This window comes from Streptomyces sp. 2114.4 (assembly GCF_900187385.1).
GTDB classification, from domain to species: Bacteria; Actinomycetota; Actinomycetes; order Streptomycetales; family Streptomycetaceae; genus Streptomyces; species Streptomyces mooreae.
Map to the genome: position 1 here is coordinate 2,920,427 of NZ_FYEY01000001.1, position 20,852 is coordinate 2,941,278.

The following is a 20,852-nucleotide window of genomic DNA, read 5'->3' on the forward strand; positions in this document are numbered from 1 at the left end:
CCGCAGGTCATAAGCGTTATAGTGGAAAAGGTTTAGAGCTTGACGCAGTGGTTAGACGCATCCCCCGCGGCTACGCGGACACGTACATCTGCGCACAGCTGACCCGATCGTTCCGACCCTGTCCGCAGGGCCGGAGCCGTCCTGCCAGCCACCTCACCACCAGGCCGCGAGGAGTCCTGTTGACCCGACGCCATCAGCAGATCGCCGAGGCGCTGCGCCGGGCGATCACCGACGGACAGCTCCCCGTCGGCAGCGCACTGCCCTCGGAGACCGAACTCGCCGCCACCCACGGCGTCTCGCGCGGCACGGTCCGCCAGGCGCTCGCCGCGCTGCTCTCCGAAGGCATGATCGGCTCCCGCCAGGGCGCCCGGCACCTCGTCCTGAGCACCGCGCCCAGCCAGAGCTTCACCGAGCTGCGCAGCTTCGCCCAGTGGGCACGCGCGGGCGGCCACACCCCCGGCGGCCGGGTACGCGAGAGCGCCCGCGGCACGGCCACCGCCCAGGAGGCCGCGCTGCTGCAACTGGCCCCCGGCGACGAGGTGCTGCGGGTGCTGCGGCTGCGGACCCTGGACGGCGAGGCGGTGTTGCTGGAGCGCACGGTCTACGCGGGCTGGATCGCCGGTGCGGTCGAGGGGCTGCCCGCCGACTGCGAATCGGTCACCCAGGCGCTCCTGGACGCCGGCGGGCTGGTGTTCGCCCACGGGGAGCACCATCTGGACGCCCTGGCGGCCGGCACCGTGGACGCCCGGGAGCTGCGGGTGCGACGGGGCAGCCCGCTGCTGCGCGTCCGCCGCACCACGACCACCGCGGAGGGCCGCCCCGTGGAGACCTCCGACGACCGCTACCGCCCGGGCGCGGTGGTCTTCACCGTCCGCAACTCCACCCAGGCCAACCCGCTGGCCCGCACCCCGGCCGACTGACACCGGGCACCGCCGCACGACGCCGGGCGCCACCGTGCCGCGCCGGCCGCCCGCCCCCACGCCTGCTTCCGCACGCCCTCTTTCCCGAACTGCGAGCCCGCCCATGCCCGTGATCCCCCCGCCCGCCCCCACGCTCCCCGCGGCCCTGCTGTGCGACATGGACGGCACCCTCGTCGACACCGAGCACCAGTGGCTGGACGCGGTGGCCGGCTTCCTGCGGGAGCAGGGCCTCGCGGCCACCGACGAGGTGCTGGCGGACTTCGCCGGTGCCCCGGTGGACGACGCCGCCCACCGGCTGGTGCGCGGGTACGGGGTGCGCTGCGACGTCACCCGGACGGCCGCCCGGCTGGACCGGGACTTCACCGCCCGGGTCGCGGCCGGTGTCACCGTCCAGCCGGGTGCGCTGCGGCTGCTGGACCGGGCGCGGGCCCTGGGCGTCCCGGCCGCCCTGGTCACCGCCTCCGAACGGCATGTCGCCGATCTGGTGCTGCGCACCCTCGGCGCGCACCGCTTCGCCCTGTCGGTCACCTCGGGCGAGGCGCCGCGCGGCAAGCCGCACCCGGACCCCTATCTCGCCGCCGCGGCCGGTCTCGGTGTCGACCCCGCCGACTGCCTGGCCGTCGAGGACACCCCCACGGGCGCCGCGGCGGCACTGGCGGCGGGCTGCCGGCTGCTGGCCGTACCGAGCGTGCCGGGCATCGCGGCGGGCCCCCGTACGGCCGTGGTGGCCTCTCTGGAGGACGTGGATCTGGCGGACTTCCCGTTCGCCCGTCCCGCCTGATCCCGGCGGCCACAGGCCGCCCCGGACGGGCGCAGCGCCGCTTTCCGGACCGCGATCACCCCCGGGCACACCCGGAACACACGAAAAGGCGGCCATCCCTGGGAGGGATGACCGCCTTTGTGCCGTACTAGGGGGTGTTACTTACCCTTGGCGGCTTCCTTGAGCTTGGAGCCCGCGGAGACCTTCACGCTGTAGCCGGCCGGAATCTGGATCGGGTCGCCGGTCTGCGGGTTGCGCGCGGTGCGAGCGGCACGGTGGGTGCGCTCGAAGGTCAGGAAGCCGGGGATGGTGACCTTCTCGTCGCCCTTGGCGACGACCTCGCCGGTCACCTCGGCGAGGGCGGCCAGAACGGCGTCGGCGTCCTTGCGGGTCACCTCGGCGCGATCGGCCAGAGCGGCCACCAGCTCACTGCGGTTCATGTTTGTACTCCCGTGTTCTTCTTGCCAATGAGGCGTGAGATCGAAGCCGATGCTGCCAGGGTCCTCGGACAGTCCCCGGACCCGGGTCTGGTGCCAGACCCTCGCGCCCGATTACGCATCCTGCCCCCACCTGCGGCGGTAAAGCCAATCCGGCACCCAGGAGGGTCACACGAAAAGCGCCACTGCCTCGTCAGTGGTGACGCTCCGTATCATTCCCGCTCCGGGCCGGCCCCACAGGGCGGCGGTCGCTTCCCGCCACCCTATGGGGGCCCCAACGACGGCGTGTCCAGCGACGCGCCGTACTCAGACCGTCGTGGTGGCCGTCACAGCCGGGTCACCGCTCTTCGCCGCGTCCCGGACCGCTCCGGCGACCGCGCCCGCGACCTTCTCGTTGAAGACGCTGGGGATGATGTAGTTCGGGTTGACCTCGTCCTCCAGGACGACGTCCGCGAGGGCACCGGCAGCGGCCAGCATCATCTCGGTGTTCACCGTACGGGAGTGAGCGTCCAGCAGGCCGCGGAAGACACCGGGGAACACCAGGACGTTGTTGATCTGGTTCGGGAAGTCCGAGCGGCCGGTGGCCACGACGGCGGCGGTCTGCCGGGCGATGGCCGGGTCGACCTCCGGGTCGGGGTTGGCGAGTGCGAAGACGATCGCGCCCTCGGCCATCTGTGAGACGTCGTCGCCGTCCAGGACGTTGGGCGCGGAGACGCCGATGAAGACGTCCGCGCCGACCACGGCCTCCTTGAGGGTGCCGGTGACCCGTTCGGGGTTGGTGTTGTCGGCGATCCAGCGCAGCGGCGAATCCGGGTCGGCGTCGACCAGGTCGGGGCGGCCCGCGTGCACCACGCCGTGGATGTCGGCCACGACGGCGTGCTGGACACCGGCGGCCAGCAGCAGCTTGAGGATGGCGGTGCCGGCCGCGCCGGCGCCGGACATCACGACCCGGACGTCCTCGATCTTCTTGCCGACGACGCGCAGCGCGTTGGTGAGCGCGGCGAGCACCACGATGGCGGTGCCGTGCTGGTCGTCGTGGAAGACCGGGATGTCCAGGGCCTCGCGCAGCCGCGCCTCGATCTCGAAGCAGCGGGGCGCGGAGATGTCCTCCAGGTTGATGCCCGCGAAGCCGGGGGCGATGGCCTTGACGATCTCCACGATCGCGTCGGTGTCCTGGGTGTCCAGGCACAGCGGCCAGGCGTCGATACCGGCGAAGCGCTTGAAGAGGGCCGCCTTGCCCTCCATGACGGGCAGCGCGGCCTTGGGGCCGATGTTGCCCAGGCCCAGCACCGCGGAGCCGTCCGTGACGACCGCGACGCTGTTGCGCTTGATGGTCAGCCGGCGGGCGTCCTCGGGGTTGTCGGCGATGGCCTGGCAGACCCGGGCGACGCCGGGGGTGTAGACCATCGAGAGGTCGTCACGGTTGCGGATGGGGTGTTTCGACGACATCTCGATCTTGCCGCCGAGGTGCATCAGGAACGTACGGTCGGAGACCTTGCCGAGCGAGACGCCCTCGATGTGGCGCAGCTGCTCGACGATCTCGTCTGCGTGGGCGGTGGAGGTGGCCGCGATGGTGACGTCGATCCGGAGCTTTTCGTGCCCGGATGCCGTGACGTCGAGGCCGGTCACCGAGCCTCCGTGGGACTCTACGGCCGTGGTGAGCTGGGAGACCGCGGTTCCGCTCGCGGGCACCTCCAGCCGGACCGTCATCGAGTAGGAGACGCTGGGCGCCGTTGCCATGGCCGACTTCCTCTGCTTTCACCGTGTTGCTGGATTGCCGTCCGATCGTCGCACCTACCGCGGAGTACGCGGTAGCCGCCTCGCATTGCGAACATTGTGTTCGCGGACGTGGGCGACTACGGAAAACAATTTCCACCATACGAGAATACCCGTCCACGGCAAAGAGGCCCACGTCACCGGGTGACGTGGGCCTCTTTCTGGTCTATGACACCGACCCGCCATGCTCGCCTCGCGGCAAGTGGTCGCTCGTAGCGACGATGGTTGGGCCCGGGGGCTTGGATCGGGCCGGTGCCGTCACCCAGGCTAACAAACCATCCCCGGAAGCGAATCCCGTCCCGCGGGCCCGATTTCAAGACCCCTCGTACGGCGGCGGCGCAGCGCCCGGCCGCGCCCGCCGTACGGGTGCCGGGCCGGGCCCGGCGGGGTGCGGGACCGGGCCCGCCCGGGTCGGTCCCGCCTGGCCGGTCCGCAGCGGATTCAGTCCCGCAGCAGGTCCGGCACCCCGGCCGCGTCCGGCTCGTCCCGTGCGGCCGACAGCACGGTCAGCCGCTGGGTGGCCCGGGTCAGCGCCACGTACAGCACCCGCAGCCCGGCCGGGGACTCGTCGGCGATCTCGGCGGGCGAGACCACCAGGGTGGCGTCATACTCCAGCCCCTTGGCCTCCAGGGAGCCCAGCGCCACCACCCGGTCGCCGAGCGGGGCGAGCCAACGGCGGGCCTGCGCGCGGCGGTTCATGGCCACCACGACGCCGACCGTGCCGTCCACCTCGCCCAGCAGCCGCCCGGCCTCGGCGACCGTGGCCTCGGCCAGCGCCGCGTCGTCGGCGGCCCGGTCCGGCCGGCCCCCCGCCCCGTCGCCGTCCCCGTCCGCGACGAGCGCGAAGCGCGGCTCCAGGCCCGTGGAGCGGACCGCCTTCGGCGACTGCATCCCGGGCATCGCCAGCGCCAGCACCCTGGCGGCCAGTTCGGCGATCTCCGCGGGGTTGCGGTAGTTCACGGTGAGCGTGAAGCGGCGGCGCGGGCGGGTGCCCAGCGCCTCGTCGCGGGCGACGGCGGCCTCGTCCGGGTCGGACCAGGAGGACTGCGCGGGGTCGCCGACGACCGTCCAGGTCGCGTGCCGGCCGCGGCGGCCGACCATCCGCCACTGCATCGGCGTCAGGTCCTGCGCCTCGTCGACGATGACATGGGCGTAGTCGGTGCGCTCCTCCTCCAGCCGTTCGCGCCGGCCGCGGCCGGCGCCGTTGCGCTCCGTGTAGGTCGACAGCTCCTCCAGGCCGGTCAGGTGGTCCAGCGGGTCGGCCTCGCGCGGGCGGGGCGGGCGCATCGGGGCGCCGAGGATCATCTGCAGCTCGTCCAGCAGGGCGACATCGTGCACCGACAGCGGGCCCTGTCCCTCCCCCGCCCCGGGGGCCCGGCCGGGGGCCTCCCCGGCGGCGGCCGGGGGTGCACCGGCACCGTCCAACCGCCGCAGGGAACGGGCCAGTTGGCGCACCTCGCGCTGGTTGAGGATCCGGCGCGCCCAGCGGCCCAGCAGGCGCTCGTCGGCCATCGCGGCGAGCACCCCGCGCGGGGTCAGCTCGGGCCACCAGGCGTCCAGGAACTCCTGGAACGCGGACTCGGTGGTGATGTCCTCGTCGAAGCCCTCACGCGCCTCGGCGGCCAGTTCGGGGTCGGTGTAGCGGCGGGCGGCGCCGGACTTGGCCCACAGCGCGTCCAGGATCAGCCGGCGGGCGCGCGGGCGCAGCAGGTTGACCGGGGCGGTGCCGCCGAGCGCGGACTGCCGGATGGTGTGCAGCTCGTCGGCGTCCAGCTCGATCCGGGCGCCGAAGGCGACGACCCGCAGCCGGGCGGGTACGGCCGGGGCGGGGCGGGAGGGTCTGGAGCGGCGGCGACCGGTGCCCTCCCCGTCGCCGGCAGCGTTCCCGGCGGGCGCGGTGAAAAGATCCTCCAGGGAGAGCTGGGCGTCCTCGCCCGCGGTCCCGTCCTTGGGCGCGGCCCCGTCCCCGGGCGCGGCGGCCGCCGGTCCGGCCAGCTCCAGCGCCCCGCGGGCCGCCTTGCGCAGCAGCTTCTGCATCCGCGACGAGCCCTTGATACGGGCCACCGCCGGGGGGTCGTATGCGGTCGCCTCCGCGCCGTCCACGAGCGAGCCGAGCGACCGGATGGCGACCTGGCCCTCCTCGCCGAGCGACGGCAGGACCCCTTCGGTGTACGCGACCAGCAGCGGCGTCGGGGAGACGATCAGGATGCCGCCCGCATAGCGGCGCCGGTCCTGGTAGAGGAGGTAGGCGGCGCGGTGCAGCGCGACCGCGGTCTTGCCGGTGCCGGGGCCGCCCTCGACCTCGGTGACGGAGGCGGCGGGGGCCCGGATCACCATGTCCTGCTCGGCCTGGATGGAGGCGACGATGTCCCGCATGGTGTGGCTGCGGGCCCGGCCCAGCGCGGCCATCAGCGCGCCGTCACCGACCGCGGGCAGCTCCTCGCCGTCCAGCGTCGCGGTGATCTCGGGGCGCATCAGGTCGTCCTCGACGCCGAGGACCCGGCGCCCCTTGGAGCGGATCACCCGCCGCCGGACGACCCGTCCCGGGGCGACCGGGGTGGCCCGGTAGAAGGGCGCGGCGGCCGGCGCCCGCCAGTCGATGACCAGCGGGGAGTAGTCCGCGTCGAGCACGCCGAGGCGGCCGATGTGCAGCGTCTCGGCGATCGCCGCGCGGTGGTCCTCGATCGCGCCGTCGGCGGGCTCGACGGAGGTGAAGGCGCCGTCCGGGCCCTTCTTGCCGTCCTTGCCGAGGAGCAGGTCGATCCGGCCGAAGAGGAAGTCCTCGTACTCCGAATTCAGGCGATGGAGATGGACGCCGGCCTGAAAGACCTGGGCGTCGCGCTCGGCGAGCGCGCCGGGCGTGCCGACCTGGCCGCGCTTGGCGGCGTCGTCCATCAGGAACTCTGCCTCGTGGATCTTCTCCTCGAGGCGCCGGTAGACGCGGTCCAGATGCGTCTGCTCGGCTTCGATCTCGCGGTCGCGAACGGAATCCGAAGCGTGATCCGGTGCGTGCGTGGCGTTGTGCGCGGCCACCCAGGCCCCCTTCTCCTGTGCGTAGGGCAGCCGTCAACCGTACGCGAACCAGGCACCGCGCGCACCTGGGGAAAGGGACAAAGTCGGGCGATTTTGGTCGGATGTTGAATCAAGCCGCTACATCGGGCGGACCCGGCCGGGGGGATTGCCGGTCGAAGGCATGGCGGTCCTTGACGGGCGCCCCGTGCCGTACCCGGCCCGGGGCGCCGGACCGCGCCGCTCAGACGTTCACCTTGGCCAGTCGCTTGCCCTCCGTGGTGGTGACCTCGAAGTGGTCGATGTCGCCGCGGTTGAAGCCCGCGCCGCCCGCCGCGTACAGGGGCTCGCGGTTCCACTTCGCGGCGCCGCCCGGGATGCCGTAGCCCCCCTTGGGCACCGCCCAGGTGGTCACGGTCTGCCGCTTGCCGTCCTTGCCGACGGCGACCAGACCGCAGGTGAGCGGCCCCTTGACGTTGGCGAGTTCCAGGACCACCTGGGTGCCCCACGGCCGGGCGGCCATCGAGACGCCCGCCGAGACCTTGGTGTCCGGGTCGACGGAGCTCGCCTTCTCGCCCGCCGCGTACTGGGCCCGTACGGCGTTCGCCAGCGGCGGCGCCGGCTTCTCGCCGGAGTCCTGGGGGCCCAGCTTCAGGGCGGCGAGCGGGCCGCCGACGATCAGCACGACGGCGGCGGCGACCAGGAACAGCCGGCGCCGGGCGCGGCCGCGCCGGGTGGCGGCGACCTCGTCCATCAGCCCGTTCAGCAGCCCCGGACCGGGGACGGCCGTGATCCTCTGCGGCGTCGGGGCGGACTGTTTGAACTCGGCCAGCACCGGCGACAGGCCCATGAGTTCTTCGAGTTCGGCCGCGCACCGGTGACAGCCCACGAGATGCGCCTCGAACCGGTCGGCGTCGGCACCGTCCAGGACGCCCAGCGCATAGGCGCCGACGTCGGTGTGCCGGTCCGGCTGCGTGGGCGGGTTCACTCCGTTACTCCTCGTTCCTCTAGCGAGAGTCTCAGGGAGCGCAGCGCGTAGAACACCCGGGACCGCACGGTCCCGGCCGGTACGCGCAGCACCTCCGCTGCCTCGTTGACCGTACGTTCCTTGAAATACGTTTCGACGAGGGCCTCTCGATGGGCCTGGCTCAGGTCGCTCAGCGCCTCGGAGATCGTCATCATGCGCAGGGCGCGGTCGATGACATCCGCGGCCGGCATCGTCTCCAGAGGAGTCGGATCGACCTCTTGGGGCCGCGCCTTGCGACTGCGGTGCCCGTCGATCACGATCCGCCGTGCGACGGTCACCAGCCAGGGTCGTATCGAGCCGGTCGCCCGTTGCAACTGGTCGGCGTTGCGCCAGGCGCGCACCAGCGTCTCCTGCACCACGTCCTCCGCGCGGTGCCGGTCGCCGGCCACCAATCGCAGGACGAAGGCGAGAAGCGGGCCCGCGTGATCGTCATAGAGGGCTCGCATGAGCTCCTCGTCAGGTGTCGTCCTGTCTGCCACGACGGCATCCTTACGCACTCCAACTCCCGGGTCGATAGCCCAGATCGCCCAAGATCGCCGGGGGACCCTGCCATGAATCGGACTTGCGGTGAGGAGTACGGACGGGACGGGCGGGTTACTCAGAGTTCGGCGGAAAATTTTTCCGAGCCGGCCGCGACGCCCTGACCAGCACTTCCGGCCACCCCTCGCGGACCGGCGCCTTTGGCCTGTCCCTGCTGACCGGCAGCGCTTGTGACCTGCTCCCGCTGACCGGCGCCGCTCCCGGCCACTTCCCGCTGTCCGGCACTTGTGACCTGTTCCCTGCGCACGGTCGTCCGCCGCCGGTGCCGGGCCACCCGCTCCCGGTTGCCGCACACCTCGCTGGAACACCAGCGACGGCGACGGCCGCGCGAGGTGTCCAGATACACCAGGGTGCAGCTCTCGCCCTCGCACTGCCGCAGTTGCTGCCGGGCCACCGCGTCGGTCAGCAGCCCGATCGCGTCCCGGGCGACCGCGGCCAGCAGCCCGGCACAGTCGGGCGGGCCGGCCAGGGCACGGGCCAGGGCGCCGTCGACGGTGCGCACCGCATACGCGGCGGGCGGCTGCCCGGACACGGCCGCGGAGTTGAGCAGCGCCAGATCGGCCTCGGCCGCCCGGCCCCGCAGCTCGTCGCGCACCACCCGGCGCAGCAGCTCGCGCAGCGCCCGGAAGCGGCCCACCCAGCCGGCGTCGACGCCGTCCAGCACAGTGCCGGGCGGCACCAGCCCCGCTCCGACCAGCCAGGCCCGCAACGGGTCGGGGCCGGTGAGCCGTTCGGCGGTGGGCCGTTCGCCGGTGAGCCGTTCGGCGGGGGCACCGTCGGCCGTGGCCGCCAGGTCCAGGCAGATCCGCCCGCAGTCGAACCGCAGGTCGCAAGGCGCCGCCATGTTCCTGTCACTCCTTAGGGCCGGACGTGTGTGCTTCCAGAGTGCCCGGCCCGCGGGCCCGCCGGAACCCTCCGGAGGCGGCCACTCCACACAGGCATGGCACGTAGACACAGCATGTAGACGCTAGGTGTATACGCCTTATGTATAGTTCGCGGCACGGCGGTTCGCGGGCCGCGCGCCCCGGCCGCCGCATGCCGTAGCGCCTGCCACGGCACGCGCCATAGCGCCCCTCGCCCTCCCGGAGGAAGGTCTCCATGCCGCGCACGTCCCTGCTCACGAACCGCGCCCGCCTGACCCACAAGATCGGTTACGCGGTCCGCCATCCGGCCAGGATCACCCCGTACGTCAAGCGCGCCGCCCGCGACACCTGGCTCCGCCTCAAGCACCCCGACCATGTCGCGTACTACCGGGCGGTGATGGCCTCCGACACCGGCCGCAACCCGGAGGCCGCGGTCGGCAGCCGCAGCCATGAACGCTGGCTGGCGCTGGGCGAGATGCAGTTCGACTACCTGGCCGAACACGGTCTGCAGCCGGGCCACCGGATGCTGGACATCGGCTGCGGCAATCTGCGCGCCGGCCGGCGCTTCATCGCCCACCTCGACGCCGGCAACTACTACGGCATCGACATCTCGCCGGACATCCTGATCTCCGCGAAGCAGACCCTGACCACCTACGAACTCCAGGACAAGCTGCCGCACCTGACGATCACCCAGGATCTGACCCTGGACTTCCTGCCGTCCGCCCACTTCGACGTCGCCCACGCGCACAGCGTCTTCTCACACTCACCGCTCGGCGTCATCGACGAATGCCTCGCCCATGTCGGCCGCATCCTGGCGCCCGGCGGCTTCTTCGACTTCACCTTCGACCGCACCGAGGGCGCCGAACACCAGGTGCTGCGCGAGGACTTCTACTACCGGACCGAGACCCTGCTGAGCCTGGCCCGCAAGCACGGTCTGGAGGCGCGCTTCATGGAGGACTGGGAGAAGCGGCCGCACGGACAGTCCAAGATCCGGGTGAACAACCCGGCGTAGCGGGCGCCTCCCCGCCACTCCCGCTCCCGCTCCCGGCCGTACGTCTCCGTGCCGCTCCGGTACGTCTCCGTGCCACTCCCGTACGTCTCCGTGCTACTCCCCGCCGTACTTGTCCGTGTCCGCATGCGGGTCGAGCGACAGCCGGTAGCCGCGCTTGACGACCGTCTGGATCAGCTTGGGCGCGCCCAGCGCCCCCCGCAGCCGGGCCATCGCGGTCTCCACCGCGTGCTCGTCCCGGCCCGCCCCCGGCAGCGCCCGCAGCAGATCCGCACGGGAGACCACCCAGCCGGGGCGCCGCGCCAGCGCACGCAGCAGCGCCATCCCGGCCGGCGGCACCGGCCTTAGCGCACCGTCCACCACGACGGCGTGCCCGCGGATCTCCAGCCACCGCCCGGCCACCGGCAACGGCTTCACCCGTCCCGGGAGTTCACGGCACAGCAGCTGCACCAGCGGCCCGAGCCGGAAGCGCTCCGGCTGCAGCGTGGGGACGTCCTCCGCCTGGAGCGGCAGCGCGGTCACCGGCCCCACGCACACCGGCAGCACCTCCCGCCGCAGCGCCGCCAACACCTCCTCGCGGATCCCCCGCTCCCCGGCCCGGCGCAGCAGCGACGCGGCGGCCGGCGCGCTGGTGAAGGTCACCGCGTCCAGGGTCCGCGACAGCACCGCGTCCAGCAGCCGGTCGACCGGCCCGATGTCCTCCGGCGGCATCCACCGGTACACGGGGACGCCGACCACCTCCGCGCCGCCGGCCCGCAGCGCCTCCACGAACCCCGGCAGCGGCTCCCCATGCAGTTGCAGGGCCACCCGGCGCCCGGCGACGCCCTCCGCCAGCAGCCGGTCCAGCACCTCGGCCATCGACTCGGAGGCCGGTGACCACTTCTCGGTCAGCCCGGCCGCCCGGATCGCACCGCGCACCTTGGGCCCGCGCGCCAGCAGCTCCACCCCGGTCAGCCGGTCCAGCAGCGCTTCGCCGAGGCCCCAGCCCTCCGCCGCCTCGACCCAGCCGCGGAAGCCGATGGCGGTGGTGGCCACGACGACATCGGGCGCCCGGTCGATCAGGTCCCGGGTCACCGCCAGCAGTTCGGTGTCGTCCGGCAGCGGGACGATCCGCAGCGCGGGCGCATGCACGACCTGTGCGCCGCGCCGCTCCAGCAGGGCGCCCAGCTCCTCCGCCCGCCGGGCCGCGGTCACCCCGACGGTGAACCCGTCCAGCGGCCGGACGGCCGCCTCCGGTTCCGGCGCCGACGCCGGGTGCTCCCGCTCGTCCTGCTCCTGCTGCTGCTCGTACATGGTCGTCCCGCTCCGCCCAGAGTGGTGTACTGCCGTGTGCTGCCGTGCCGCCGCGGCTCGGGCGGCACGGAGTGCCAGGTGCCCACGGTGCCAACGGCACGTGACGGTCCCGGTTCTCCAGTATTTCCCCGCGGTTACGGCGGAGCGCCCCCGGCTACGCCGTACGCCCGGTACACCTGCGGGCAGGGGCCCGGGAGGGGGCGGGCGCGGCGACCGGCCCCCTCGCCTCCCCACCGCCCGCCCGCACGCACGCCCGCCCGGCCGCTCACACCTCCGCGTACACCGGCCCCCGCTCCCCGTCCGCCGCGGCCGCCGCATCCGGCCCGTCCACCCCGTCCGGCCCGTCCGCCGCCTGCGCCTTGTGCCCCGTACGCCGCCCCCGCACCGCGGGACGCAGGTAGACGCCCCAGGTCACCGCCCCGCACACCACATAGCAGGCCAGGAACGACACGAACGCCGGGGTGCCCGACCCGGCCACCAGGAACGACTGCCGAAAGGCCAGATTGATGGCCAGCCCGCCGAGCGCGCCCACCGCCCCGATCAGCCCCATCGCCGCCCCCGAGAGCCGCCGCCCGTATACCGCGGCCTCCTCCCTCGCCAGCCCGCGGCGCAGCGCCTGGGCCTGGAAGATCCCCGGGATCATCTTGTACGTGGAGCCGTTGCCGAGCCCCGACAGCACGAACAGCGCGATGAACCCGGCCAGGAACACCGGCAGCGACCGCTGCGCCGACGCATAGATCACCATGCCCGTGGCCAGGCCCATCGCCGCGAAGTTGCCCAGGGTGATCCGGGCGCCGCCGAACCGGTCCGCCAGCCGCCCGCCGACCGGCCGGATCAGCGAGCCCAGCAGCGGCCCGAGGAACGTCAGCGACGCGGCCTGCAGCGGCGTACGCGCGAACTGGTTCTGCAGCACCAGCCCGAAGGCGAAGCTGTAGCCGATGAACGACCCGAACGTGCCGATGTACAGCAGCGACATCACCCAGGTGTGCGGCTCCCTGGCGGCATCGAGGGCCGCCCCGGTGTCGTTCGTCACCGGGGCCAGGTTGTCCATGAACAGCGCCGCGAGCACCGCCGCGAGGACGATCAGCGGCACATAGACGGCCAGCACGAGCCGCGGATGCGCGGCCCCCGCCGTCCCGATCACCAGCAGCCCCAGCAACTGGATCACCGGCACCCCGATGTTGCCGCCACCGGCGTTCAGCCCCAGCGCCCACCCCTTCTTCCGCAGCGGATAGAAGGAGTTGATGTTGGTCATCGAGGAGGCGAAGTTCCCGCCCCCGACCCCGGCCAGCGCCGCGACCAGCAAGAACGTGCCGTACGACGTGCCCGGCTCCATCACCACCGCCGCCATGGCGGTCGGCACCAACAGCATCGCGGCGCTCATCACCGTCCAGTTGCGCCCGCCGAACCGCGCCACCGCGAAGGTGTACGGCACCCGCAGCACCCCGCCCACCAGCGTCGGCACCGCCACCAGGAAGAACTTCTCGGCCGGTGCGATCCCGTACTCCGGCCCCATGAACAGCACCATCACCGACCACAGGCTCCAGACGGAGAACCCGATGTGCTCGCAGAGCACCGAGAAGGCGAGATTCCGCCGCGCGATCCGCTCCCCCGTCTCCCGCCAGAACCCCTCGTCCTCGGGGTCCCAGCGCTCGATCCACCGGCCGCCCCGCCTCGCACGGCCGTCGGTACGACCGCCGCCATTGGTGTCGTCAGGCTTCTCGCTACGGGTCTGTGCTGCCGCGGCCGTCATCGCGCCTCCCAGGGGGTCGGGTCCTGCTCCCCGACGCTAGGGACGACGGATTTCCGTACCGTGCCGCCCGGTGACGGCGACGCAACCTTGCACTCACGCGAGGGGGCCGCGGGCGGTGAGGGACGGGCCTTGCCGCCCGTGCCCGCGCTCCACATCGCCGAAACCAACCCGGTAGACGGCGCCCGGATCACCAGGCGTCCTCTTCCGTGGTCAGGTCCTCATCGGCCAGGCGCTCAGCGTCACTGCAGGCACGGGACAGCCATTCCCCCGAGTTCGACCAGCTCCTCAAGACCTGCGGAGCGCCGGCCGCGGGGGTGGCGAAGCTGCCGCCAAAGGACAAGTATCCGATCTGGGCGGAGGAGTTCATCGCCTACGAGCAGCAGGCCCTCTCGCTCGGCTGGTACGAAAACGGTGTCATCCCCGGCCTACTGCAGACCGAGGGCTATGTATGCGCCACGTTCCGCAGCAAGATCCCGCACCTCAGCGAGGAGGAGGGCGAACAGAGCGTCACGGACCGACTGGAGCGTCAGCAGATCCTGAACCAGCAGGACCCCGTCACCGCCAGTTTCGTCATCTCCGAGGCCGTCTTGCTGAGCAATATCGGGGGCCGCGAGGTCATGCGGGGCCAGATCTCCCATCTGCGTCACTGCGCGGAACTCAACGGCGTATCCCTTCAGATCCTGCCTTTGAAGCGCGAACATCACGCCGGGCTGGCAGGCCCCTTCGTACTCCTGGAAACCCAGGATCATCAGCACCTCGCCTACACCGAGATCCACCGCAGCAGTGAGCTCTACGACGACCTCGACGACGTCAGCGTCCTCGCTCAGAAGTATGGAATGCTGCGAATGCAGGCTCTCAGCGACTCCGAAACGATTAGCCTGCTGGACCGGCTGCTAGGAGAGCGATGACCGACCTGACGTGGTTCAAGTCCAGCTACAGCACCGAAGAGGGCGGCAACTGCGTAGAGGTCGCCACCCACCCCTCCACCATCCACGTCCGCGACTCCAAGGACCCCCAGGGCCCGCACCTCGGCTTCTCGCCGGGCGCCTGGGCCTCGTTCACGTCGTACGCCGCACGTACCGCTGCCGCCACAACAGCCCCATAACCGGGCCTACGCAACCGCGTCTACTCGGCCGACTCCCGCGGCGGTCCCATCCATATCCGGTTCGCACAGAGCGTCATCCGCAGGCGCTTGCCCTTCTCGTCGCGTGCCACGACCGCCTGCCGGCCGGGGTAGTCGCGGGGCGCGGACACCACGGCGAGGTCGTTGGTGACCATGGCGGCGTTCGGCGGGGTGCCGGCGGGGCAGTCCATGTAGCGCAGGGGGGCCGTGAGGGTGCCGCCGCGCCCCAGGTCTATCGGCAGGGTCTTGCCGTGCCCCTGGGCATCGGATTCGGGCCCCTTGCCGAGATGGACCTCGAAGGCCGGGAAGCCGTGGAACACACAGGGGCCCGCGCCCTTGTTGGCGATCGACAGCCGGGCCTCGCGCTGTACGGTGTGCGGCTTCTTCTTGAGGACGGTGAGCGTCCAGCGCAAGCCCTTGGTCGTGCACTTGGCGTGCAGCGGCGCCATCCGCGCCGAACCGCAGCCGGCCAGGGCCAGGCCCGCCATGGCGGTCAAGGTCAGCGCGGCCGCCACCACCGCGAGATGTGAAGGCCGTCGCACGGCTCCCCCTGTTCGTTCCGGACAGAATTCCTCGCCGTTAAGGAAAGAATTCATGCGCCCGGGGTTGCCTCTGCGGCCGCATCTTCTTCCACACGCCGCGTACCCCAGGCGGTCACCCCCGTACACCCATCACCCGCGCATCCTCCTCCGGGAGCCACCACGCACTCCCCGGCGGCGCCAACCAGCCGTGCCGGCCGCCCAGTTCGCGGGCGGCCGCCCGCAGTGCGTCCAGGCCCGGATGCCGCAGGCCCCGCCGCCACACCATCGAGACCGGTGAGAGCGGTACGGGATCGACGAGCGGCCGCAGCACCATGCCCGGCACCTCGATGAACTCCACACTCGCCAGCACCGACCACCCCCGCTTGCGCACCACCCGGACGAACTCCTGCGAGCCCTCGATCTCCGGGAACGGCTCGGCGGCCGCGATGCCGCGGCCCGCGAACAGCCGCTCGGCCAGGTCCGTCCACTCCGCGGTCCGCGGATTTCCGGCGGCCGCGTAGAGCGTTTCGCCGGCCAGGTCGGCGAGGGCGACGGCGGGCCGTGCGGCCAGGGGATGATCCTCGCGCAGCAGGACCGCCATCGGCTCCAGCCGGACCGGCTGATGGTCGAGACCGGCGCGTGTGCCGGGCGGCAGCGCCGCGATCCGGCCGAAGGAGACATCGAGGCGGCCGGCCGCCACCTCGGACGCCGCGCCCGTCAGCCCGCTGTGGAAGCGGGCGACCAGCTCACAGCTGTCCGGCACCCGGCCCCTGGCCGCCTCCAGCACCCCGTGGGCGGTACCGATCGGCACCCCCACATCCACCAGCAGCGGCCGCTCGGGGGCGGCCCGGAACGCTCCGGCCAGCTCGTCGTGCGCGGTCAGCACCTGCCGGGCGAGCGGCAGCAGCCGTGTCCCGTCCGCCGTCAGGGAGACCTGGCGGGTGGTCCGTACGAACAGCGCGGTGCCCAACTCCCGCTCCAGGCGCCGGATGTCGCGGCTCAGCGCCTGCTGGGCGACGTAGAGCCGGGCGGCGGCACGGGTGAAGTGCAGTTCCTCGGCGACGGCGAGGAAGGCGCGGAGCAGACGCGGATCGATGTCGTACGGCATCGGGTCATCCTGGCAGCAGCGTTCCCTGCCGGCGCGGGCCGAGGTCCCCTGCACAGGGCGCGCGCACATTGACAACGCAGGCGCGTGAATGGCCGCTGACCAGGTGTTGGACGGGCGACATCCGCGACGGCGACCGTAGAGGCATGATCCTCTTCCTCGCCGCCCGCCCGGTCACGGCCCCGCCCGTTCGCCCGGCACGGCCCGTACGCCCGGCCCCGCGGCGCACCCGCCTCCGCACCCGCTTCCGTCCGCTCTCCCCCTATCGCCGGATCTTCGCCGTCCCCGGCACCCGCGCCTTCACGGCCGCCAACCTGGTGGCCCGGCTGCCCATGGGGATGCTCAGCGTCAGCGCGGTGCTGATGATCGCCGGCACGCGTGGTTCCTACGCGCTGGCCGGAGCGGTCACCGCGAGCGGGCTGGCGGCGACGGCGCTGGCCGGGCCGTGGACCGCCCGGCTGGTCGACCGTCACGGCCAGGCCCGGGTCGCGGTCCCGGCCACCGCGCTCGCCGTCCTCGGCTCGCTGGCCCTGCTCCTGTGCGTCCACTACGGCGCGCCCGACTGGACCCTCTTCGCCTGTTACGCGGCCACCGCCACCACCCCCAACACCGGCGGGCTGTCCCGGGCCCGCTGGGCGCACCTCTTCCGCGACGACCCGGCCGCCCGGCACACCGCCAACTCCTTCGAACAGGCCGCCGACGAGCTGTGCTTCCTGCTGGGACCGGTGCTCGCCACGCTGCTGTGCACCACCGTCGTCCCGGAGGCGGGCACGGCGGTGGCCGCGGCACTGCTGCTGACCGGGATGCTGCTGTTCGCGGCCCAGCGCCGCACCGAACCCCCCGTGGCGCCGGCCCCGGCCACCGGCAGAACCCGCTCCCCCTTGCGCCTGCCGGGGCTGCCGCCGCTCCTGGCCACCTTCCTTGCCACCGGCGCGGTCTTCGGCTCCCTGGAGGTCGTGACGATCGCCTTCGCCGACGGGCACGGCCTGCGGTCCGCGGCGGGCGGACTGCTCGCCCTGCAGGCGGCAGGCTCCTGCGCGGCCGGGCTGCTCTACGGCCTGCTGCGGCAGACGGACCAGGCCCGTCACCGCTTCCTCGGCTGCACCGCGGCGATGGCGGCCCTGATGCTGCTCCCGCTGCTCGCGGCCACGACAGGGGGCCCGGCGCCGCTGGCCGTCGCGCTCCTCCTGGCCGGTATGGCGACCGCGCCGACCATGGTCACCGGCATGGGACTCGTCCAGTCGCTGACGCCGCCCGGCCGGCTCAACGAGGGCATGACGCTCGCCGTGACCGCTCTGCTGGGCGGGATCGCGGCCGGATCGGCGGGCGGCGGCTGGGCGGCCGACCACCTGGGCGGAGCGGGCGCGGCCTACGGGGTGCCCGCGGCGGCGGCCGCCCTCGCGGCGGCCGTCACCCTGCTCACGGCGCGCAAACGACCGAGGCCCCGCCGTCCTGGGACGGCGGGGCCTGGGCCTCACATGGGATGAGTGGAGATGGCGGGAATCGAACCCGCGTCCAACGGTGCGGAATCAGGGCTTCTCCGAGTGCAGTTCGCTGCGATTTTCTCGGCCCCGGAGATCACGCGAACAAGTCTCCGACGGGCTCAGCCACTGTTTGATTTCCTTCTGAACCCCGTGACCGGGTCTAGAAGTTTAGTTCCCTAGCTGATGCCAGGATCCGGGTCGGGAACACCCCCGGGCTGACACTTCGCAAGTCGCTACTTAGGCAGCGAGGGCGAAGGAATCGCGCTTGGTGTTGGCGATTATTGGTTGCGACATATGGTTAACGAGATCATTGCCGCTTCCTCGACTCGCTTCCCCTGCTTCGACATCCGCTGTCGAAACCGATCATCCCCATGTTGATTTATCAAGGTGGTACCCACACCCCTCGTGGGGTGTGCTCCCATCGTACGGGAACAACGCACGCCGTTGCCAGCGCATTCCCCGGCCCACCGGCCTGAGCTGCCCGTACGAGCCCGTACGGGCAGCTCAGGCCCGCTGCCGCCGCCGGGCCGCCGAGATGGCCCGGTCCGTCTCGCGGCGGTCCTGCTGCTCGCGGAGCGTCTGCCGCTTGTCGTACTCCTTCTTGCCCTTGGCCAGGGCGATCTCGACCTTGGCCCGGCCGTCCTTGAAATAGAGGGCCAGCGGCACGATCGTGTGCCCCGACTCCTGGCTCTTGGACTCCAGCTTGTCGATCTCGGCGCGGTGCATCAGCAGCTTCCGCTTGCGCCGCGCGCTGTGGTTGGTCCAGGTGCCCTGGGCGTATTCGGGGATGTGCACGTTGTGCAGCCAGGCCTCGCCCCGGTCGATCTGGATGAAACCGTCCACCAGCGACGCCCGGCCCTGCCGCAGCGACTTCACCTCGGTGCCGGTCAGTACCAGGCCACACTCATAGGTGTCCAGAATGTGGTAGTCGTGCCGCGCCTTCTTGTGCTGCGCCACGAGCTTGCGCCCGGGGTTCTTGTCCTTGCCCTTGTCCTTAGCCATAGTGCGGCCATTTTCGCACTACGCCCCGCCCCCGAGGCCACTCAATACCGTGCGGGCCCGTTTCTCCGCCCCGGATCCGACCATGACATCCGGGGCGAGGCCGTCGCCGTCGACATTGCGGCCGGACGGCGTGCGGTAGTGGCCGACGGTCAGCTCGGCGACCGAACCGTCCGCCAGGGTGCTGGGCATCTGCACCGAGCCCTTGCCGAAGGTCCTCGAACCCACCACGAGCGCCCGCCCCCGGTCCTGGAGCGCGCCGGACAGCAGCTCGGCGGCGCTCATCGTGCCGCCGTCGACCAGGACGACCAGGGGGATACGGGTATTGCCGCCGCGCCGGGCGTACAGCGCGCGCTGGCTGCCGCGGACGTCGTACGTCGCGACCAGACCGCCGTCGAGGAAGGCGGAGGCGGTGGCCACCGCCTCGGTGACCAGGCCGCCGGTGTTGCCGCGCAGATCGAGCAGCATGCCGCCCTGGGGTGAGGCGCGGCGCACCGCCCGGCGGACCACCGCGCCGGTGCCCTTGCCGAACGCCGAGATCTTGACGCGGGTCGGGCCGTGCGCACCGGCGGGACGGTCGATGACGACGTTGTGGGATCTGAGCCGGGTGCGGTGCAAGGTGGCCGACCAGCGGCGGGTGCCGCGCTGCAGGTCCAGCGTCACGGGGGTGCCGGCAGCGGCGGCGGGCTGACGGGAGCCGCCGGTGGCGACGCCCCGCAGGCGGGCGACGACCTCGGTGACCGGTGCGCCCCGGGACGGGCGGCCGTCGACGGCGCGCAGCCGGTCGCCCACCGCGATACCGGCACGCGCGGCGGGTCCGCCGGGCTGGACCCGGGACACCTCGATCCGGCCGTGGGACGCCTGGCGCACCCAGAGCCCGACGCCGACGTAGCCGCCGTCCAACTGCGCCTGGAAATCCTTGAACTCGCCCGCGCTGTAGATCGTCGACCAGCGGTCGCCGCTGCGGCTGACCACGTCCGCGGCGGCCTGCGCACCGGACTTGCCGTCCTCGACGGCCTCGGAAGCGGCCCGCTCGACGGCCGCGCGGTCCGCGGTGGCGGCCTCGGGGACCCGTCCGCCGGACGCCGCGCCGGCCGGTGCGGGACGCTCCGCGCCCCGGCCATCCTCGCTCCAGGTGCCGGTCGCCGCGCCGGTGGCGAGCACGCCGGCGAGGAACAACGTCAGGGCCGCCCCGCGGCGAATGCGGCGGGGCCGGTCGTACGAACACGGGCCCGGCATGCCGGTGAGTCTAGGGGACGAAAAGGCGCCGTACGGCAAGTTGACCGTACGGCGCCCCTTGGCAAAGCTCACACCTTGAGGTACTTGCGCAACGCGAAGAACGCGGCGAGCGCGGGCATCAGCAGCCCGATCAGGAGGACCAGCGGGAGGACCGCCGCCACCGAGTCCCAGCCGATGAAGTTGACCACCTGGATCTTCTTCGCCAGCCAGTTGTTGATGAGGGCGTACTTGCCGCCGACCAGCAGCACACAGGCGAAGGCCGCGCCCAGCAGCCCCGCAATGGCGGCCTCCAGGATGAACGGCATCTGGATGTAGAAGCTGGACGCTCCCACCAGCCGCATGATCCCGGTCTCCCTGCGCCTGCTGAACGCCGACACCCGGACGGTGTTGACGATCAGCATCAGCGCAACGACGAGCATCAGCGCCATCACGACTATCGCGGCGATGTTCATGCCGTTGAGGAGGTTGAACAGCGGCTCGACGGTGTCCCGTTGATCCTGCACTTCCTGGACACCGGGCCGCTCGGAGAACGCCGACTTGATGACGGCGTACTTCGTCGGGTCCTTGAGCTTGACGCGGAAGGACTCGGGCAGCTGGTCCGGCGTCACCACTCCGGCCACCGGCGTATCGCCGAACTGCTCCTTGTAGTGCTTGTAGGCCTGGTCGCTGGACTCGTACACCACCGGCTTCTGCACGATCGGCAGCCGGTCGAGCTCGGCCTTGATGTCGTTCTTCTGCTGCTGGGTGGCCGCGCCCTTGGCGCAGTTGGTGCCGGTGTCGGCATCGTTCTTGTTGCAGAAGAAGATGGAGACGTTGACCTTGTCGTACCAGTAGCCCTTCATCGTGCTGACCTGGTCGCGCATCAGCAGCGAGGCGCCGAACAGGCCCAGCGAGAGGGCTACGGAGACGATGACGGCGAAGGTCATCGTGAGGTTTCGGCGGAGACCGACGCCGATCTCCGACAGGACGAACTGGGCGCGCATGGCGTCCTTTC

The 20,852-nt window shown here is 72.2% G+C and carries 19 protein-coding genes and 1 other RNA gene; 6 read left to right on the top strand and 14 right to left on the bottom strand.

Going from position 1 to position 20,852, the window contains the following annotated elements:
- The first annotated feature begins 179 nt into the window (after positions 1-179).
- Positions 180-920 carry a GntR family transcriptional regulator gene (locus CFW40_RS12670; protein ID WP_088797885.1) on the top strand — a complete coding sequence of 247 codons (741 nt, stop codon included), beginning with the start codon at positions 180-182 and terminating at the stop codon, positions 918-920.
- A gap of 103 nt (positions 921-1,023) precedes the next feature.
- Positions 1,024-1,701 carry an HAD family phosphatase gene (locus tag CFW40_RS12675; RefSeq protein ID WP_256331493.1) on the top strand — a complete coding sequence of 226 codons (678 nt, stop codon included), beginning with the start codon at positions 1,024-1,026 and terminating at the stop codon, positions 1,699-1,701.
- Positions 1,702-1,838: 137 nt separating this feature from the next.
- On the opposite strand, the gene CFW40_RS12680 is transcribed toward CFW40_RS12675, so the two are convergent.
- From CFW40_RS12680 to CFW40_RS12705, 6 genes are all read right to left on the bottom strand, one after another.
- On the bottom strand, positions 1,839-2,120 hold the full coding sequence (locus CFW40_RS12680) for an HU family DNA-binding protein (RefSeq protein ID WP_006605312.1): 282 nt from the start codon (positions 2,118-2,120) through the stop codon (positions 1,839-1,841).
- A gap of 303 nt (positions 2,121-2,423) precedes the next feature.
- Entirely contained in the window at positions 2,424-3,857 is a 1,434-nt protein-coding gene (locus CFW40_RS12685; RefSeq protein ID WP_088797886.1) for an NAD-dependent malic enzyme, read from the bottom strand.
- Positions 3,858-4,334: 477 nt separating this feature from the next.
- A complete protein-coding gene (locus CFW40_RS12690; protein ID WP_088797887.1) occupies positions 4,335-6,926 on the bottom strand; it encodes a UvrD-helicase domain-containing protein in 2,592 nt (863 codons plus the stop codon).
- A 220-nt stretch (positions 6,927-7,146) separates the two neighbouring features.
- A complete protein-coding gene (locus CFW40_RS12695; RefSeq protein ID WP_088797888.1) occupies positions 7,147-7,890 on the bottom strand; it encodes an anti-sigma factor in 744 nt (247 codons plus the stop codon).
- On the bottom strand, positions 7,887-8,426 hold the full coding sequence (locus CFW40_RS12700; protein ID WP_088797889.1) for a sigma-70 family RNA polymerase sigma factor: 540 nt from the start codon (positions 8,424-8,426) through the stop codon (positions 7,887-7,889). The genes CFW40_RS12695 and CFW40_RS12700 overlap by 4 nt, the downstream gene beginning before the upstream one ends.
- A 101-nt stretch (positions 8,427-8,527) precedes the next feature.
- On the bottom strand, positions 8,528-9,313 hold the full coding sequence (locus CFW40_RS12705) for an ABATE domain-containing protein (RefSeq protein WP_088797890.1): 786 nt from the start codon (positions 9,311-9,313) through the stop codon (positions 8,528-8,530).
- 254 nt (positions 9,314-9,567) lie between these two features.
- Between CFW40_RS12705 and CFW40_RS12710 the strand changes: the two genes are divergently transcribed.
- On the top strand, positions 9,568-10,344 hold the full coding sequence (locus tag CFW40_RS12710) for a class I SAM-dependent methyltransferase (protein WP_088797891.1): 777 nt from the start codon (positions 9,568-9,570) through the stop codon (positions 10,342-10,344).
- A gap of 93 nt (positions 10,345-10,437) precedes the next feature.
- On the opposite strand, the gene CFW40_RS12715 is transcribed toward CFW40_RS12710, so the two are convergent.
- The gene (locus CFW40_RS12715; protein WP_088797892.1) at positions 10,438-11,634 is read right to left on the bottom strand and encodes a uroporphyrinogen-III synthase; all 1,197 of its coding nucleotides are present in this window, start codon (positions 11,632-11,634) and stop codon (positions 10,438-10,440) included.
- Between the two features lie 265 nt (positions 11,635-11,899).
- Positions 11,900-13,387 (bottom strand): NarK/NasA family nitrate transporter, encoded by a 1,488-nt coding sequence (locus tag CFW40_RS12720; RefSeq protein WP_088797893.1) that lies wholly within the window; start codon positions 13,385-13,387, stop codon positions 11,900-11,902.
- A gap of 314 nt (positions 13,388-13,701) precedes the next feature.
- Here CFW40_RS12720 and CFW40_RS12725 point away from each other — a divergent pair, with 314 nt between their 5' ends.
- The gene (locus CFW40_RS12725; protein ID WP_088797894.1) at positions 13,702-14,295 is read left to right on the top strand and encodes a DUF5753 domain-containing protein; all 594 of its coding nucleotides are present in this window, start codon (positions 13,702-13,704) and stop codon (positions 14,293-14,295) included.
- Complete coding sequence (locus tag CFW40_RS12730) at positions 14,292-14,492, top strand: DUF397 domain-containing protein (protein WP_088797895.1); 201 nt, start codon at positions 14,292-14,294, stop codon at positions 14,490-14,492. The genes CFW40_RS12725 and CFW40_RS12730 overlap by 4 nt, the downstream gene beginning before the upstream one ends.
- 20 nt (positions 14,493-14,512) lie before the next feature.
- Here CFW40_RS12730 and CFW40_RS12735 read toward each other — a convergent pair whose 3' ends face one another.
- Both CFW40_RS12735 and CFW40_RS12740 read right to left on the bottom strand, forming a co-directional pair.
- Positions 14,513-15,052: a DUF4232 domain-containing protein gene (locus CFW40_RS12735; RefSeq protein ID WP_256331492.1), complete on the bottom strand. Its 540-nt coding sequence runs from the start codon at positions 15,050-15,052 to the stop codon at positions 14,513-14,515.
- Between the two features lie 112 nt (positions 15,053-15,164).
- Positions 15,165-16,139 carry a LysR family transcriptional regulator gene (locus tag CFW40_RS12740; RefSeq protein ID WP_088797897.1) on the bottom strand — a complete coding sequence of 325 codons (975 nt, stop codon included), beginning with the start codon at positions 16,137-16,139 and terminating at the stop codon, positions 15,165-15,167.
- A gap of 143 nt (positions 16,140-16,282) precedes the next feature.
- On the opposite strand from CFW40_RS12740, the gene CFW40_RS12745 reads away from it, so the two are divergent.
- Positions 16,283-17,623 (top strand): MFS transporter, encoded by a 1,341-nt coding sequence (locus CFW40_RS12745; protein ID WP_176956515.1) that lies wholly within the window; start codon positions 16,283-16,285, stop codon positions 17,621-17,623.
- On the opposite strand, the gene ssrA is transcribed toward CFW40_RS12745, so the two are convergent.
- The 4 genes from ssrA to ftsX all read right to left on the bottom strand — a co-directional run bounded on the left by ssrA (position 17,622) and on the right by ftsX (position 20,841).
- Positions 17,622-17,991: a transfer-messenger RNA gene (ssrA, locus tag CFW40_RS12750) on the bottom strand. The genes CFW40_RS12745 and ssrA overlap by 2 nt on opposite strands.
- A gap of 133 nt (positions 17,992-18,124) precedes the next feature.
- Positions 18,125-18,622: an SsrA-binding protein SmpB gene (smpB, locus tag CFW40_RS12755; RefSeq protein ID WP_088797898.1), complete on the bottom strand. Its 498-nt coding sequence runs from the start codon at positions 18,620-18,622 to the stop codon at positions 18,125-18,127.
- Between the two features lie 18 nt (positions 18,623-18,640).
- The gene (locus CFW40_RS12760) at positions 18,641-19,858 is read right to left on the bottom strand and encodes a S41 family peptidase (RefSeq protein ID WP_088797899.1); all 1,218 of its coding nucleotides are present in this window, start codon (positions 19,856-19,858) and stop codon (positions 18,641-18,643) included.
- A gap of 68 nt (positions 19,859-19,926) precedes the next feature.
- Positions 19,927-20,841 (bottom strand): permease-like cell division protein FtsX, encoded by a 915-nt coding sequence (gene ftsX / locus CFW40_RS12765; RefSeq protein ID WP_088797900.1) that lies wholly within the window; start codon positions 20,839-20,841, stop codon positions 19,927-19,929.
- Positions 20,842-20,852: the final 11 nt, after the last annotated feature.

Coding starts and splice junctions, on each gene's coding strand:
- CFW40_RS12720 (WP_088797893.1), bottom strand. CDS start 13,387: ATGACGGCCGCGGCAGCACAGACCCGTAGCGAGAAGCCTGACGACACC.
- CFW40_RS12675 (WP_256331493.1), top strand. CDS start 1,024: ATGCCCGTGATCCCCCCGCCCGCCCCCACGCTCCCCGCGGCCCTGCTG.
- CFW40_RS12705 (WP_088797890.1), bottom strand. CDS start 9,313: ATGGCGGCGCCTTGCGACCTGCGGTTCGACTGCGGGCGGATCTGCCTG.
- CFW40_RS12680 (WP_006605312.1), bottom strand. CDS start 2,120: ATGAACCGCAGTGAGCTGGTGGCCGCTCTGGCCGATCGCGCCGAGGTG.
- CFW40_RS12745 (WP_176956515.1), top strand. CDS start 16,283: ATGATCCTCTTCCTCGCCGCCCGCCCGGTCACGGCCCCGCCCGTTCGC.
- CFW40_RS12710 (WP_088797891.1), top strand. CDS start 9,568: ATGCCGCGCACGTCCCTGCTCACGAACCGCGCCCGCCTGACCCACAAG.
- ftsX (WP_088797900.1), bottom strand. CDS start 20,841: ATGCGCGCCCAGTTCGTCCTGTCGGAGATCGGCGTCGGTCTCCGCCGA.
- CFW40_RS12760 (WP_088797899.1), bottom strand. CDS start 19,858: ATGCCGGGCCCGTGTTCGTACGACCGGCCCCGCCGCATTCGCCGCGGG.
- CFW40_RS12740 (WP_088797897.1), bottom strand. CDS start 16,139: ATGCCGTACGACATCGATCCGCGTCTGCTCCGCGCCTTCCTCGCCGTC.
- CFW40_RS12730 (WP_088797895.1), top strand. CDS start 14,292: ATGACCGACCTGACGTGGTTCAAGTCCAGCTACAGCACCGAAGAGGGC.
- CFW40_RS12685 (WP_088797886.1), bottom strand. CDS start 3,857: ATGGCAACGGCGCCCAGCGTCTCCTACTCGATGACGGTCCGGCTGGAG.
- CFW40_RS12715 (WP_088797892.1), bottom strand. CDS start 11,634: ATGTACGAGCAGCAGCAGGAGCAGGACGAGCGGGAGCACCCGGCGTCG.
- smpB (WP_088797898.1), bottom strand. CDS start 18,622: ATGGCTAAGGACAAGGGCAAGGACAAGAACCCCGGGCGCAAGCTCGTG.